Origin of the sequence: Jatrophihabitans sp., assembly GCF_046262535.1 — a bacterium.
Classification (GTDB): Bacteria; Actinomycetota; Actinomycetes; order Mycobacteriales; family Jatrophihabitantaceae; genus Jatrophihabitans.
The window spans coordinates 18,637-32,901 of sequence record NZ_JBHEMO010000018.1; the positions used below are offsets into that span (position 1 = coordinate 18,637).

Here is a 14,265-nt window from a genome sequence, read left to right on the forward strand (position 1 = left end):
CGCTCAGCCGAGCAAACCGCGTCCCTGCTTGGCCTGCAGCACCCGCAGCGCCGCCGCGTCCACCAGTTTCCGGAAGGCCGGGCTGGCGGCCGCCTTCTGGCGCAGCGCGGCCGTCATCTCACCGGCCTGGGCGGCGTTGACGGTCAGCACCAGGTCGCCGCCGGCGGCGACGAAGGCGATGGCCCGTTGGCCGGGCGAGTAGTCGGCGACCTGCGCCGCCCCGCCGAGATCATCGCTGATGATCACTCCGTGGAAGCCGAGGTCGCCGCGCAGCATGCCGGTGACGATCGTCCTCGAGAACGCGGCCGGCGTGCCGGGGTCGATGCGTGAGTAGATCGCCGTCGACATCATCACGAACGGGACGCCGGCCCCGATCGCCGCCCGGAACGGTGCGAGGTAGGCGTCGTCGCGGGTGGTGATCGAATCGGTGATCCCGCCGGTCGTGTCGGTGTTCCCGCTGACTCGGCCGAGGCCCGGGAAGTGCTTGACCGTGGCGTCCACGCCGGCCGCCGCCATGCCCTTCGCGACTGCGACACCGTGGGTGGTCACCGCACTCGGGGTGTGCCCGAACTCGCGCTCGAGATCGCCGATCGGCGGGTTGGAGCCGAAGCCGGCCGGGACGACGTCCAGCACCGGCGCCAGGTTCACGTTCACGCCGGCCCGTCGCAGTTGCCTGCCCCAGCCCTGTGCGTAGCCCTGCAGGGTGCTCGGCGCAATCCGGCCTTGATCGACTCCGCTGACGATGCGGGTGAAGCCGGCGCCCTGCAGCCGCTGGACCAGGCCGCCCTCCTGGTCGGTGGAGATGAACAACCCCACCCGCTTCGGCGCGAGGCCGCGAAGCTGGTCGGTGACCGTCCGGGTCGCCGCGAGCCCGGCGTAGCTCGTCCCGTCCAGGATCACCGAGCCGACATGGTCCTGGCCGATCGCCGTGCTCGTCGCCGCTGACACGCCCGTCGTCGAGCAGTCGACCATCAGCAGCTGACCGACCCGGTCGCGCAGGTTCATGCCGGCCAGGACGTGCGCGGCGCTGCGCGCCGCCGGCGGCGGTCGTTTCGTCGACGGCGCCGGCGCCGGCGTACTCCGGTGGGTGCTCGGCGGCGCCGACGACGTGCGCGGCGTCGGGCTCGGCCGCGCCGAGACGGTGCCCGGCGCCGAACTGGGGGGCGCGTCGGAGCTCGTGCCCTGCCCGCTCGTGGTGCAGGCAGCGACGAGCAGCAGTCCCGCGAGGGGAAGGAGGCGCATCAATCCGTCCAGTCGAAGGTTTTGGTCACGGCCTTCTTCCATGATGAGTACATGGCGTCGCGAACGGTTGCATCCATGGCCGGGCGCCACTCGCGGTCGGCCGCCCAGTTCGTCCGGATTTCGTCGGTCGACGACCAGAATCCTTCGGCCAGCCCGGCCGCGTAGGCCGCCCCGAGCGCTGTCGTCTCGGCCACCACCGGACGCACCACCGGCACGTCCAGCAGGTCGGCCTGGAACTGCATCAGCAACTCGTTGGCGACCATCCCGCCGTCGACCTTCAACGACGTCAGATCAACCCCGGAGTCGGCGTTCATCGCCTCGACCACCTCACGCGTCTGGAAGGCGGTGGCCTCGAGCGCGGCCCGGGCCAGGTGCCCGCGGTTGACGAAGCGGGTCAGCCCGACAATCGCCCCGCGCGCGTCCGGGCGCCAGTACGGCGCGAACAGGCCGGAGAACGCCGGGACGAAGTAGGCGCCGCCGTTGTCGTCGACCGAGCGGGCCAGCGCCTCGATCTCGCCGGCCGACGAGATCAGGCCGAGGTTGTCGCGCAGCCACTGCACAAGTGACCCGGTGACCGCGATCGAGCCCTCGAGGGCGTACACCGGGCGCTGGTCGGGCAGCGCGTAACAGACCGTGGTCAGCAGCCCGTTGTCGCTCAGCACCTTGTCGGTGCCGGTGTTCAGCAGCAGGAAGTTGCCGGTGCCGTAGGTGTTCTTGGCCTCGCCCTTCTCCAGGCAGGCCTGGCCGAACGTCGCCGCCTGCTGGTCACCGAGGATGCCCGCGATGGGCACACCGGCGAGCGGACCGCGGGCCCGCACCGTCCCGTACACCTCCGACGAGGTCCGGATCTCGGGCAGCATCGCCAACGGCACGCCCATCTCGTCGGCGATCTCCGGAATCCATTCCAGCGTGTCCAGGTCCATGAGCGACGTCCGCGACGCGTTGGTCGGGTCGGTGACGTGCACGCCGCCGTCCGGGCCGCCGGTGAGGTTCCACACCAGCCAGGTGTCGATCGTGCCGAAGGCCAGCTCGCCGTTGTCGGCCCGCGCCCGCGCGCCGTGGACGTTGTCGAGGATCCACCGCGCCTTCGGCCCGGCGAAATAGGTGGCGAGCGGCAGGCCGACCCGCTCGCGGTAGCGGTCGGGGCCGCCGCCGAGCGCGCCGAGCTCGTTGCAGATCGCTTGGGTGCGGGTGTCCTGCCAGACGATCGCCGGGCCCACGGGGGTTCCGGTGGCCCGGTCCCAGATGACGGTCGTCTCGCGTTGGTTGGTGATGCCGACGGCGGCGACGTCGCCCGACGTGCACTCGGCCTTGGCCAAGGCGCCGCCAATGACGGTGCGGGTGTTCGCCCAGATCTGGGCCGCGTCGTGCTCGACCCAGCCGCGGCGGGGGAGGTGCTGGTCGTGCTCGAGCTGTTCGATGGCGACCACCCGGGCGTCATGATCGAACAGCATGCAGCGGGTCGAGGTCGTGCCCTGGTCGATCGCGGCGACGACGGTCGGCGAGTCGGTCACTGCGCTAGCGTGCCAGGTGTGAGCGACGCTTGCGGAGCGAACCGTCAGAACTGGCTTTGCCCGTCAACCGAGCGAAGCGAGGCTTGACGGTGTCGGTGCCGCAGATCCCCAAGGGCGGAGCGGCGTCGCGCCTGGACGGCGCGTATCGGGCCGCGTCGTGGGCCCGGCTGAGCGAGGACGACTTCGACGTCGTGGTGGTCGGGGGCGGTGTCACCGGGGCCGGCGCTGCCCTCGATGCCGCGACCCGGGGACTGTCGGTCGCGCTGATCGAGGCGCGCGACTGGGCTGCCGGCACGTCGAGCCGGTCGTCCAAGCTCTTTCACGGCGGGCTGCGTTATCTCGAGCAGCTGGAGTTCGGGCTGGTGCGCGAGGCGTTGCGCGAGCGCGAGCTCATGCTCACCCGGCTGGCGCCCCACCTGGTGAAGCCGGTGCCCTTCCTGTACCCCCTCACCCACCGCGGGTGGGAACGGCCCTACGTCGCCTCCGGCCTGACGCTGTACGACACGATCGGCGGGCACACCAGCCTCCCCCGGCAGAAGCACCTGTCCCGCCGGGCCGCCCTGCGGATGTTCCCCGGGCTGCGCGACGACGCCTTCGTCGGCGCGGTGCGCTATTTCGACGCGCAGGTCGACGACGCCCGGCACACCATCACCGTCGCACGCACCGCCGCCCGCTACGGCGCGGTGGTGCGCACCTCGACCCAGGCGGTCGGCTTCGTGCGAGAGTCCGACCGGGTCGTCGGGGTGACCGTGCGCGACGCCGAGGATGGGCAAGAGACCACCGTGCGGGCCGGCGTCGTCATCAACTGCACCGGCGTGTGGACCGACAGCATCCAAGCGATGTCCGGCGGCCGCGGCCGGTTCCGCGTCCGGGCCTCCAAGGGCGTGCACATCGTCGTCGCCCGCGAGCGGATCACCGGCGACGCCGGGCTCATCCTGCGCACGCCGTCATCGGTGCTGTTCGTCATCCCGTGGAAGAATCACTGGCTCATCGGGACGACCGACACCGACTGGAACCTCGACCTCGCCCACCCGGCGGCCACCAAGGCCGACATCGACTACTTGTTGACCTGCGTGAACAAGGTGCTCGTCGCGCCGTTGACGCACGACGACATCGAAGGTGTGTACGCGGGACTGCGCCCGCTGCTGGCCGGCGAGTCGGAGGAGACGTCGGCGCTGTCCCGCGAACACGCCGTGGCGCGGGTCGTGCCCGGGCTGGTGTCGATCGCCGGCGGCAAGTACACGACGTACCGGGTGATGGCGGCCGACGCGATGGACGCCGCGGCCGACGAACTGCTGAAGCGGGTCGCGCCGTCGTGCACCGACCGGGTGCCGCTGCTGGGCGCCGACGGTTTCTTCGCGATGCAGAACCAGATCGAGGCGCTCGGCCGCGAGTACGGTCTGCATCCGTACCGGGTCAGGCACGTGCTCGACCGCTACGGCTCGATGATCCGTGACGTCCTCGAAGCCGGCGCCGCCGATCCGGCACTGTTGGCGACCGTGCCCGGCGCGCCGGACTACCTGATGGCCGAGATCCACTACGCCGTCACGCACGAGGGCGCGCTGCATCTGGAGGACGTCCTGACCCGGCGCACTCGCATCTCCATCGAGTACCCGCACCGGGGGGTCGAGTCGGCACCCGCGGTAGCCGACCTGATCGGCGGCGTTCTGGGCTGGTCGGATGACCAGCGCGCCACCGAGGTCGCCGGCTACGTGGCCCGGGTCGAGGCCGAGCGGGCGTCCCAGTCCCGCGCCGACGACACCGCCGCCGATGCCGTCCGGACTGCGGCGCCCGAGATCCGCGCCGGGCTGGTCGCGGGCGCCCCGCTCAGTCCTGCGGCTGGAAGCAGGTCCGGATCTCGCTGACCAGGTCCGTCCAGTCGTCCTTGTCGATGGAGGTGCCGTCGAGGACGTCGAGGTCGGCCTCGAGACGGCAGAACTCGGCCAAGTCGCGGACCAGCTCGGCCCCCTCGGTCGACGGCTTGCGTAGGTCGTAGCGGGCGGCATCGCCAGGGGCGAAGGCGTCGTCGTCCTCCTCGTCGGCGACTTCGCCCCACCACTCGAGCTTCACCAACCGGTGTTCCTTCGCCGTGCGGCAGTAGCGCGCTAGGTCGGGGACCTCGGTGAAGACCGCGACGTAGTCGTCGCCGCCGATGAACGCGACCTCGGTGTCGTTGCCGTCGATGTCGGCCAGGATCTCCCCGCGCACAGTCAGGTAGGTGGCATCGGGCAGGACGATCTCGATCGGCTGGGCGCCGACCCGGTCCCAGAGCGTCCCCTCGTCGCTGAACTCACTGGCGGTGAAGTCGCCCTGCCAGGACAGCCACGAGTCGACCCGGCCGATGGCCCGCTCCCACGAGTCGGCGATGGTGTCGCCGAGTTCGTTCCACCGCTTGCGGCCGTCCTTGCCCTGGTAGCTGATCTCGGCGTCGACGAGGTCGGCGTAGGCGGGCGTGCCCTCGACCAACCGACGCAGCGCGCCGTCGTCGCAGCAGTCGGCGATGCGGCCGACCATGTCGACGACGTTGGCCAGCGCCGAGACGTGGACGGGGTCGGCTTCGTCGCCGGCCCATTCGTACACGGCGTCGAGGTCGTAGTGGTCCTCGCTGGACGGGCGCAGGTCATCCGGTGTCGCCCGCAGGATCTGGCCCCAGCCCGGGTGGTCGGACAGGTCGTTCTCCTCGCCCGAGGCGATGAACGCGGCGAGGTCAGCGGTATTGGGGTACAGCAGGATCTTCGCGCCGTCGCCGAGGAAGCCCTGCCACTCCTCGCCGTCCTCGTCCTCCCATGGCGGGGCGTAGAGGGTCAGTCCGGTGCGGTCGTTCACGGTCAACGTGATCGGGACGATCGGCGCGTTCGAGCTCGTCATATGCCGAAACTTACCGGTCGTTCGGGAACCGCCGGGCCGGCCGGTTCCGTAGTAAGCCCGAGGGTCGGTTCGACGCCGGGCCGCCCGCAAGTTCGAACGGAGCGACGATGTCCATGTCGGAGTACCCCGGGTCCGCCCGGGTGGACAAGCACCGCCGAGAGTTGCTGGAGCAGGCCGACGCGTACCGGTTGCGTCGGCTGGCCCGGGCCGGACAGGCTGTCCGACCGTCGTCGCCGTCCGCGGCGTCGCGGGGGATGACCGGTTTCAGTGTCGCGCGGTTCGTCCGCGACGTCGACGACGAACGCTCGGCCGAGGTCGCGGTGACCGTGGTCGACGACTGGCAGTGCCTGGGGCTCGGCACGCGGCTCGTCAGCCGGCTCACCGACCGGGCGTGGACGGAGGGGGTCACCCGGTTCACCGCGCTCGTGCTCGATGAGAACGTTGCGGCGAAGCGGCTGCTGTGGCACCTGCCCGGGACACCGGTCGTCGTCGACAGCTACGAGGACCGGGTGGAGTACGTGGTGGAGCTGTCCGAGGGCGGGCGCGGCTGAGTTCGGTCCCTCGTTTTGAGTGGATCTTGTGCAGACACGCGGGCCAGGACCCGCGTGTCTGCACAAGATCGACCGATCACACGCCGATCGGGTGCCAGACCGTCTTCGTCTCCACGAACGCGTTGAGCCGGGCCAGTCCGGGCGCGGCCGCCCAGTCCTCGTCGCGGGGGACGAAGACCCGCTTGACGTTGTCGGCCGCCGCCGCCTGCAAGTCGGCCCGCAGGCCCGAGGCCGCCCCGGTCAGGTCGATCGCATTGACGTCGCGGTGCGACGCCAACCACGGCGCCAGCTCGGCGGTGAAGCCGGTGAGCAGGTTGACCACCCCGCCCGGCAGGTCGGATGTCGCCAGCACCTCGGCGAGCGAGATCGCGGGCAGCGGACGGTCCTGCGAAGCCACGACCACCGCGGTGTTGGCGGTCGTGAGCACCGGCGCGACCACCGAGACCAACCCGAGCAGTGACGATTCCTGCGGCGCCAGCACCGCCACGACGCCCGTCGCCTCCGGCAGCGAGAAGTTGAAGTACGAACCGGCCACCGGGTTGGTCGATCCCACGACCTGCGCGTACTTGTCCGCCCAGCCCGCGTAGTGGACCCACCGGTCGATCGCCGCGTCGACCTGCGCGGCCGCAGCCCGCGCCGACGCGCCCTCGGCGGCAACCACCTCGGCGGCGAACTGGGCGGCCCGGCCCTCGAGCATCTCGGCCACCCGGTACAACACCTGGCCCCGGTTGTACGCCGTCGCGCTCGACCAGCCAGGCGCGGCGCGGCGCGCAGCCACCACCGCGTCCCGCACGTCCTTGCGCGACGCCTGCGCGGCGTGCGCCAACAGTTCGCCGCCGGCATCGCTCACCGGATATGACCGCCCCGACTCCGAGCGCGGGAACGCCCCGCCGATGTAGAGCTTGTACGTCTTGCGCACGCCGATCCGTCCGGACTCAGACATCGAGGTACGCCGCCAATCCGTGCCGGCCGCCCTCGCGGCCGAAGCCCGATTCCTTGTACCCGCCGAACGGCGCGGACGGGTCGAACCGGTTGAACGTGTTCGCCCAGACCACGCCGGCGCGCAGCCGGGAAGCCATCGACAGGATCCGTGACCCCTTATCGGTCCACACGCCGGCGGACAACCCGTAGGGCGTGTTGTTCGCCTTGGCCACGGCCTCGTCCGGCGTCCGGAAGGTGAGCACCGACAGCACGGGACCGAAGATCTCCTCCTGCGCGATGCGATGGGCCTGCGAGACCCCGGTGAACACCGTCGGCACGAACCAGAAGCCGCGGTCGGGCAGCTCGCACGGCGGCGACCACCGGGTCGCCCCCTCGGCTTCGCCGGCCGCCGACAGCTCGGTGATCCGGGCCAGCTGGGCCGCGGAGTTGATCGCCCCGACGTCGGTGTTCTTGTCCAGCGGATGCCCCACCCGCAGCGTCGCCAACCGCCGCTGCAGTGCGGCGATGACCTCGTCCTCGATCGACTCCTGCACCAGCAGTCGCGAACCGGCGCAACAAACCTGGCCCTGGTTGAAGAAGATGCCGTTGACGATGCCCTCGACCGCCTGGTCGATCGGCGCGTCGTCGAACACGATGTTCGCCGCCTTGCCGCCGAGCTCCAGGGTGAGCTTCTTGCCGCTGCCCGCGATCGTGCGCTGGATCGACTTGCCCACCTCGGTGGAGCCGGTGAAGGCGATCTTGTCGATGTCGGCGTGCTCGACGATCGCCTGCCCGATCGCCGGGCCGCCGGCCAGCACGTTGACCACGCCCGCCGGCAGGTCGGCCTCGGCGATGATCTCGGCCAGGACGAGCGCCGTGAGCGGCGTCGTCTCGGCCGGCTTGAGCACGACCGTGTTGCCGGCCGCGAGCGCCGGCGCGATCTTCCAGGCCGCCATCAGCAGCGGGAAGTTCCACGGGATCACCTGGCCGGCCACCCCGAGCGCCCGCGGCGAAGGACCGAAGCCGGCGTAGTCGAGCTTGTCGGCCCAGCCCGCGTAGTAGAAGAAATGGGCGGCCGCCGTCGGGATGTCGACGTCGCGCGACTCGCGGATCGGCTTGCCGTTGTCCATCGACTCGAGGACGGCGAGCTCGCGGCCGCGTTCCTGGATCGCACGGGCGATGCGGAACAGATACTTGCCGCGCTCGGCGCCGGACATCTTCGACCACGGTCCGTCGAACGCCCGCCGGGCGGCCCGGATCGCGTCGTCGACATCGGACGGCCCGGCCTCGGTCACCTCGGCCAGCGGCTCCTCGTCGGCCGGGTTGATCGTCTTGATCGCCTCGCCCGACCCGTCGCGGAACTTCCCGTCGACGAAGATCTGGTAGCTCGGTTTGAGCCGCGCGATGTCGCGCGATTCAGGAGCCGGCGCGTACTCGAAGATGCTCATGCTCGCTCCGCAAACGTCGCTCGGTCAGCCATCTCAATCCACCGTCACGTAGTCAGGACCGTCGTAGCTACCGGTTGACAGCTTGTGCCGCTGCAGCAGCAGGTCGTTGAGCAGGCTGGACGCGCCGAAGCGGAACAGCGCCGGCGTCAGCCATTGCTCGCCGGCGACCTCGTTCACCATCACGAGGTAGCGCACGGCCTCCTTCGCCGCGCGGATCCCGCCGGCCAGTTTCACCCCCCGCAGCTCCCCTGTGCGGGCCTGGAAGTCGCGCACGGCCTCCAGCATCACGAGCGCAACCGGCGGTTGGGCGGCCGGGCTGATCTTGCCGGTGGACGTCTTGATGAAGTCGCCGCCGGCCAACAGCGCCAACCAGGAGGCGCGCCGCGCGTTGTCGAGCGTCGCGAGTTCGCCCGTCTCGAGGATCACCTTCAGGTGCGCCGGCCCGCACTCCGCCTTGACAGCGATGATCTCCTCGAACACCTGCAGGTAGTGCCCGGCCAGGAACGCGCCGCGGTCGATCACCATGTCGATCTCGGTGGCCCCGGCCGCGACCGCATCGCGCACGTCCTGCAGCTTCGTCGACAGCGCCGCACGTCCGGACGGGAAGGCCGTGGCCACCGACGCGATCTGCACCGGCGATCCGCGCAAGGCCGACACCGCGGTCTCGACGAGGTCGGGATACACGCACACCGCGGCGACCGACGGCACCGACGCGTCCGAAGGATCGGGACGGGCAGCCTTCGCACAGAGCGAACGGACCTTGCCCGGCGTATCGGCACCTTCAAGCGTGGTGAGGTCGACCATGGAGATGGCCATGTCGATGGCCCATGCCTTGGCCGTCGTCTTGATGCTGCGCGCGGCCAGGGACGCGGCGCGGCCTTCGGCCCCCACCTGATCGACACCGGGCAGGCCGTGCAGGAACCGCCGCAGGGCCGCGTCGTCGCGGGCCACGTCGCCCACCAGCGAGCTTTCCAGAACCGTCACCCAGCCACTCTATGACCGTCGGCGCGCTCGGCCCTAAGGTCGACGGGTGCAGACCTTCGTCGTCGACCATCCGATCGTCCAGGCCCGGCTGACGGCGATGCGCGACGAGCGGAGCACGAACTCGGAGTTCCGCGCCGCCCTGCGCGAACTCGCAACCCTGCTGGTCTACGAGGCCACCCGCGACCTCGAGCGGGCCGACGAGCCGATCACGACCCCGGTCGCCCCGACCACGGGGACCGCGATCGCCAACCCGCCACTGCTGGTTCCCGTGTTGCGGGCCGGACTGGGGATGGCCGAGGCCGCCTTCAACCTCCTGCCCGAGTCGCAGATGGGCTTCGTCGGTTTGGCCCGCGACGAGAAGACCCACGAGCCGCACCCGTACATGGCGTCCCTGCCGGATTCGCTGGCCGGCCGGCCGGTCATCGTGCTCGACCCGATGCTGGCCACCGGCGGCTCCCTGCTGCACTGCCTCAAGTTGCTGGTCGAGCGCGGCGCGGACGATCTCACCGTCATCTGCGCGCTCGCCGCGCCGGAAGGGCTGGCCACGCTCGAGCGATCGGGCCTGCCGATCCGCTTGTTCACGGCCAGCGTCGACGAGCGTCTCAACGAGGATGCCTACATCGTTCCCGGGCTCGGCGACGCCGGCGACCGACAATTCGGCCCGCGCTGACCGCATTGCCCGCCGCACCGTGACCACATCGTTACGGGTCATTGTGGGGTGGACGCAACGCCGCCCCCGACCATTTCGTCTGTATGGATGTGCGGGCTTATCAAGGGCGGGGATCGCTGCGGCTGATCCTCGGACTCGCCGCGCTCACATTGCTGCTCACCGGCTGTGCGCACGCCGGCACCACGCGCGCCGGCAGCCAGCCTCGTCCTGCGGCCAAGACCCAGGCCGTGACCAAGATCGAGTCCTTCTCGGCCTATGACGCGAGCGGCCGGCTTGCCGTCAAGATCGCTGCGACCACCCGGGGGAGTTGCTGGACCACCAGCGTGGCCGCGCCCGCCCCGGACGCCTTCCGCTGCTTCGCCGGCAACAACATCCTCGATCCGTGCTTCGCCCGCCCCGCGGCCGGCGCAACCGGCGAGGTCGCCTGCCTGGCCACCCCGTGGTCCGCGGCCACCGTGCTGACGCTGACCGCACCCCTGCCGAAACCCGATCCCCAGGCGGTCGGCCGGGCCTGGGCCTTCCAGCTCGACAACGGCGCTCGCTGCGTCGCCAGCACAGGCACCGTCCCGCAGGTCCAAGGGATCAATCTCGGCTACCACTGCACCGACGGCTCGGACGCCGCGCTGCGCGACATCTCCGCCCCTCTGGTCACCGCCGATTACGGCGAGGCCAAGTCACAGGCCATCCAGTCGGTGACCGTGCCCAGGATCTGGCGCGGCTGAGGCAACCCGGCGCCACCGTTGCGCGACCTGTACATATGCATCCCGTTGCGCGGTCGGCGCGCGCCGTCATCGCCTCCGTCCGAGAGCCGGAGCTGTGGCAGTCTTGACCGCCGTGGCGGCTGACAATCCGGCGCGGCCGGTCGTCGAGCCGGCCCCGCGGACCGACATGGTGGACCTCCACGCCCTTTACACGGCGCATTGGCGCTACCTGGTCCGGCTGGCCGTCCTGCTGGTCGACGACGTCAGTAGCGCCGAGGACGTCGTGCAGGACGCCTTCGTCGCGCTGCACAAGCGCAGCGGGTCCCTGCGCGATCCGGACGCCGCGCTGGCCTATCTGCGGGCGTCGGTCGTCAACCTGTCGCGCTCGGTCCTGCGCCGCCGGCAGGTCGTCCGCAAGCACCTGCGGGTCGCCGAGCCCGAGGCGACGGCCGGCGCCGATTCCGACGTGCTGTTGCGCGACGAGCACCGGGCTGCCCTCGCCGCGGTCAAGGCGCTGCCCCGTCACCAGCGTGAAGTGCTGATCCTGCGCTACTGGTCGGGGCTGTCCGAGCGCGAGATCGCCGCGGCGCTCGGCATTTCGGCCGGGTCGGTCAAGTCGGCGGCCAGCCGTGGCCTGGCCGCCTTGCACCGCGTGCTGGGAGGTGGGCCCGGATGACCGAGGACGACATCGAGCGCACCCTGCGCGAGGCGTTCGACGGCCGGGCCCGCGAAGCGGTCGGCGATTCGGCGGCGCCGCCACCGCCACGCTTCGTCACCGGTGGCGCGACGGTGCGCCGGCACCGGCGGGCTCGCCTGCTCGCGCCAGTGGCCGCCGCGGCCGCGGTTGTCGGGGTCGTCACCACGGTCGCCGCGCTGCGCAGCAGCACGTCCGGCGATTCGCACACCGTCGGGGTGGGCGTGCAGCGGACGTCAGCCGCGTCCTCGCCCGAGCTGTCGCGGACGGCGACCACCCCCGCGACCCCGGCGCAGGCGGTCCACATCAAGCTGCTCAACACCGACGGCGCCACCTACGGCGTCGGGATGCCGGTGATCGCGTTCTTCTCCAAGAAGATCACCAGCGGTAAGGCCCTGTCCGAAGCGACGACCGCATCGGTCAACGGGAAGCCGCTTCCCGGAGCGTGGTACTTCGAGACGTCGAACTACTACAAGGGCTACCCACTGGAGGCGCACTGGCGCCCGGAGTCGTACTGGCCGGCGCACGCGAAGGTCCACGTGGCGATTGCCGCGCAGAGCCTGCCGGCCGGGCCCGATCTCGCGTTCGACGACGCACTCACCCTCGACTTCGCGACCGGCGCAAGGACGATCGCGGAGGTGGACGACACCACGCATCGCATGACCGTCAACACCGACGGGAAGCTGCTCGGCGAGTTCCCGGTGTCGCTCGGTGCGAACCGGACGCCGACGAGCCATGGGGTCAAGGTGATCATGGAGAAGGGCCGCAGCATCTGCATGTCCGGACCGGGTTATTCCGAATGCGGCGTCAAGTACACCCAGCGGCTCACCTACAGCGGGGAGTACCTGCACTCCGCGCCGTGGAACGTCGACGACATCAAGCAGGGCATCGACTCGTCGAACGGCTGCACCAACCTGCTCCCCGACGAAGCGAAGCGCCTGTACGGGATCCTCGAGGTCGGCGACGTCGTCGAGTACCCGAACGCGCCCGGCCCGGCGATGCGGATGGGCGACGGCTACGGCGACTGGAACGTGCCGTGGGACGTCTGGCGCCGCGGCGGGGCGGTCCCCGTCACCTAGCCGACCAGGGCCGACACCTCGGCGCGCAGCCGGCGCAGCGTCGTCGCCGCGACCTCGGCCGAACCGCTCGGCTCGACCACTTCGAGGTAGGCCTTCAGCTTCGGCTCGGTGCCCGACGGCCGCACGACGACCCGTCCGCCCGGCCAGCGCCAGCGCAGCACGTCGGCGTCAGGCAGTAGGTCCTCGACGGTCAGCGTCTCGCCCAGCAGAGTCGACGGCGGCGTGGCCCGCAATCGGCGCATCGTGTGGTCGATGATCGCCAGGTCATCGACGCGGATGGCGATCTGGTCGGTGGCGTAGCGCCCGAAGCGGGCCGCGAGCTCGTCGAGCCGGACCAGCAGCGACGATCCCTCGGCCTTGAGTCGGGCGGCCAGCTCGGCAATGCGCAGCGCGGCGCTGACGCCGTCCTTGTCCCGGACGAGTTCCGGCGCCACCGCGTACCCCAGCGCCTCTTCGTAGCCGTAGACCAGATCCGGTGCGGCGCGCACGATCCACTTGAACCCGGTCAGCGTCTCGGCATAGCCGACACCGGCGTCGGCGGCGAGCGCACCCAGCATGGACGACGAGACGATGGTGGTGGCGTAGGTGCCGCGGATCCCGCTGCGCAGCAGCGCGTCGCCGAGCAGCACGCCGACCTCGTCCCCGCGCAGCATTCGCCATTCGCCGCTCGGGTCGCCCAGGGGAACGGCAACCGCGCACCGGTCGGCGTCCGGATCGTTGGCCAGCACGATGTCGGCGCGCACGTCACGAGCCAGGGCGAGCGACAGATCCAACGCGCCGGGCTCTTCCGGATTGGGGAAGGACACGGTGGGGAAGTCGGGGTCGGGTTGCTCCTGCTGCGGCACCGGGGTCACGTCGCCGAAGCCGGCCGCCGCGAAGACCGCCCGAACTGTCTGCGTCCCGACGCCGTGCATCGCCGTGTGCACGATGCGCAGGTCGCGCGGCCCGTCGGTGACCAACGCGGCGACCGCACCGACGTAGGACGTGACGATCTCCTCGCCGACCATCGTCACGCCGGAGTCGTCGAGCGGTACGGCCGACGTCGGGCCGACCGCCTTGATCGCCGCCTCGATCTCGCTGTCGGTCGGCGGCACGATCTGCGCGCCGTCGGAGGCGTAGACCTTGTAGCCGTTGTCCTGCGGCGGGTTGTGCGAGGCCGTCACCATGACGCCGGCGGCCGCCCCCAGATGCTGGACGGCGAAGGCGAGCACCGGCGTCGGCAGCACCCGCGGGAGCAGCCGGGCGTCGAACCCGCCGGCGGCGAAGATCGCCGCCGAATCACGCGCGAAGTCAGCCGATCCGTGCCGCGCGTCGTAGCCGACGACCACCGGCGCGCCGCGGTGCCCGCGCTCGGTCAGCCAGGCGGCCAGCCCGGCCGCGGCGCGACGCACGACGGCTCGGTTCATCCCGTTCGGCCCGGCGCGCAGCGGCCCGCGCAGCCCGGCCGTGCCGAAGGCCAGTGGCGCGGCGAAGCGATCGGCCAGCTCGGTGTCGTCCCCGGCGTCGAGCAGCGCCTGCAGCTCCGCGGCGGCGGCGGGGTCGACCTCGTCGGCGATCCACGCCTCCACCTCCGCGCGCGCTACCACCGCGCCT

At 71.2% G+C, this 14,265-nt stretch carries 13 protein-coding genes; 6 read left to right on the top strand and 7 right to left on the bottom strand.

What is annotated here, in order from left to right; genetic code table 11:
• Nucleotides 1–3: 3 nt before the first annotated feature.
• Together ABR571_RS02020 and glpK are read right to left on the bottom strand one after the other, a co-directional pair.
• On the bottom strand, nt 4–1,242 hold the full coding sequence (locus ABR571_RS02020) for a glycoside hydrolase family 3 N-terminal domain-containing protein (protein ID WP_409451512.1): 1,239 nt from the start codon (nt 1,240–1,242) through the stop codon (nt 4–6).
• On the bottom strand, nt 1,242–2,756 hold the full coding sequence (glpK, locus tag ABR571_RS02025; RefSeq protein WP_409451513.1) for a glycerol kinase GlpK: 1,515 nt from the start codon (nt 2,754–2,756) through the stop codon (nt 1,242–1,244). Before glpK ends, ABR571_RS02020 begins: the two co-directional genes overlap by 1 nt.
• A gap of 89 nt (nt 2,757–2,845) precedes the next feature.
• On the opposite strand from glpK, the gene ABR571_RS02030 reads away from it, so the two are divergent.
• Complete coding sequence (locus ABR571_RS02030) at nt 2,846–4,621, top strand: glycerol-3-phosphate dehydrogenase/oxidase (protein ID WP_409451569.1); 1,776 nt, start codon at nt 2,846–2,848, stop codon at nt 4,619–4,621.
• Here ABR571_RS02030 and ABR571_RS02035 read toward each other — a convergent pair.
• A complete protein-coding gene (locus ABR571_RS02035; RefSeq protein ID WP_409451514.1) occupies nt 4,584–5,624 on the bottom strand; it encodes a hypothetical protein in 1,041 nt (346 codons plus the stop codon). The two genes, ABR571_RS02030 and ABR571_RS02035, sit on opposite strands and share 38 nt — an antisense overlap.
• 107 nt (nt 5,625–5,731) lie before the next feature.
• Here ABR571_RS02035 and ABR571_RS02040 point away from each other — a divergent pair, with 107 nt between their 5' ends.
• Nucleotides 5,732–6,175 carry an N-acetyltransferase family protein gene (locus ABR571_RS02040; protein ID WP_409451515.1) on the top strand — a complete coding sequence of 148 codons (444 nt, stop codon included), beginning with the start codon at nt 5,732–5,734 and terminating at the stop codon, nt 6,173–6,175.
• Nucleotides 6,176–6,251: 76 nt separating this feature from the next.
• Here the strand turns inward: ABR571_RS02040 and ABR571_RS02045 are convergent, their stop codons facing one another.
• The 3 genes from ABR571_RS02045 to deoC are packed head-to-tail and all read right to left on the bottom strand — an operon-like array spanning nt 6,252 to nt 9,519.
• Nucleotides 6,252–7,118 (bottom strand): aldehyde dehydrogenase family protein, encoded by an 867-nt coding sequence (locus tag ABR571_RS02045; protein WP_409451516.1) that lies wholly within the window; start codon nt 7,116–7,118, stop codon nt 6,252–6,254.
• Nucleotides 7,111–8,538 (bottom strand): aldehyde dehydrogenase family protein, encoded by a 1,428-nt coding sequence (locus ABR571_RS02050; RefSeq protein ID WP_409451570.1) that lies wholly within the window; start codon nt 8,536–8,538, stop codon nt 7,111–7,113. Before ABR571_RS02050 ends, ABR571_RS02045 begins: the two co-directional genes overlap by 8 nt.
• Before the next feature lie 39 nt (nt 8,539–8,577).
• Nucleotides 8,578–9,519, bottom strand: a complete 942-nt coding sequence (gene deoC, locus ABR571_RS02055; RefSeq protein ID WP_409451571.1) for a deoxyribose-phosphate aldolase — start codon at nt 9,517–9,519, stop codon at nt 8,578–8,580.
• Nucleotides 9,520–9,574: 55 nt separating this feature from the next.
• On the opposite strand from deoC, the gene upp reads away from it, so the two are divergent.
• The 4 genes from upp (at nt 9,575) to ABR571_RS02075 (ending at nt 12,672) form a co-directional block, all read left to right on the top strand.
• Nucleotides 9,575–10,198 (top strand): uracil phosphoribosyltransferase, encoded by a 624-nt coding sequence (gene upp / locus ABR571_RS02060; RefSeq protein WP_409451517.1) that lies wholly within the window; start codon nt 9,575–9,577, stop codon nt 10,196–10,198.
• An 83-nt stretch (nt 10,199–10,281) separates the two neighbouring features.
• Nucleotides 10,282–10,920 carry a hypothetical protein gene (locus tag ABR571_RS02065; protein WP_409451518.1) on the top strand — a complete coding sequence of 213 codons (639 nt, stop codon included), beginning with the start codon at nt 10,282–10,284 and terminating at the stop codon, nt 10,918–10,920.
• 112 nt (nt 10,921–11,032) lie between these two features.
• Nucleotides 11,033–11,575 carry an RNA polymerase sigma factor gene (locus ABR571_RS02070; RefSeq protein WP_409451519.1) on the top strand — a complete coding sequence of 181 codons (543 nt, stop codon included), beginning with the start codon at nt 11,033–11,035 and terminating at the stop codon, nt 11,573–11,575.
• Entirely contained in the window at nt 11,572–12,672 is a 1,101-nt protein-coding gene (locus ABR571_RS02075) for a L,D-transpeptidase (protein ID WP_409451520.1), read from the top strand. The genes ABR571_RS02070 and ABR571_RS02075 overlap by 4 nt, the downstream gene beginning before the upstream one ends.
• Here ABR571_RS02075 and ABR571_RS02080 read toward each other — a convergent pair.
• Nucleotides 12,669–14,258, bottom strand: coding sequence for a phospho-sugar mutase (locus ABR571_RS02080; protein ID WP_409451521.1), 1,590 nt, complete (start codon nt 14,256–14,258; stop codon nt 12,669–12,671). The two genes, ABR571_RS02075 and ABR571_RS02080, sit on opposite strands and share 4 nt — an antisense overlap.
• Nucleotides 14,259–14,265: the final 7 nt, after the last annotated feature.

Excerpts from the sequence above, each read along its gene's own strand:
- ABR571_RS02020 (WP_409451512.1), bottom strand. The coding sequence starts at position 1,242 with ATGCGCCTCCTTCCCCTCGCGGGACTGCTGCTCGTCGCTGCCTGCACC.
- ABR571_RS02035 (WP_409451514.1), bottom strand. The coding sequence starts at position 5,624 with ATGACGAGCTCGAACGCGCCGATCGTCCCGATCACGTTGACCGTGAAC.
- ABR571_RS02040 (WP_409451515.1), top strand. The coding sequence starts at position 5,732 with ATGTCCATGTCGGAGTACCCCGGGTCCGCCCGGGTGGACAAGCACCGC.
- ABR571_RS02045 (WP_409451516.1), bottom strand. The coding sequence starts at position 7,118 with ATGTCTGAGTCCGGACGGATCGGCGTGCGCAAGACGTACAAGCTCTAC.
- ABR571_RS02065 (WP_409451518.1), top strand. The coding sequence starts at position 10,282 with ATGGATGTGCGGGCTTATCAAGGGCGGGGATCGCTGCGGCTGATCCTC.
- ABR571_RS02075 (WP_409451520.1), top strand. The coding sequence starts at position 11,572 with ATGACCGAGGACGACATCGAGCGCACCCTGCGCGAGGCGTTCGACGGC.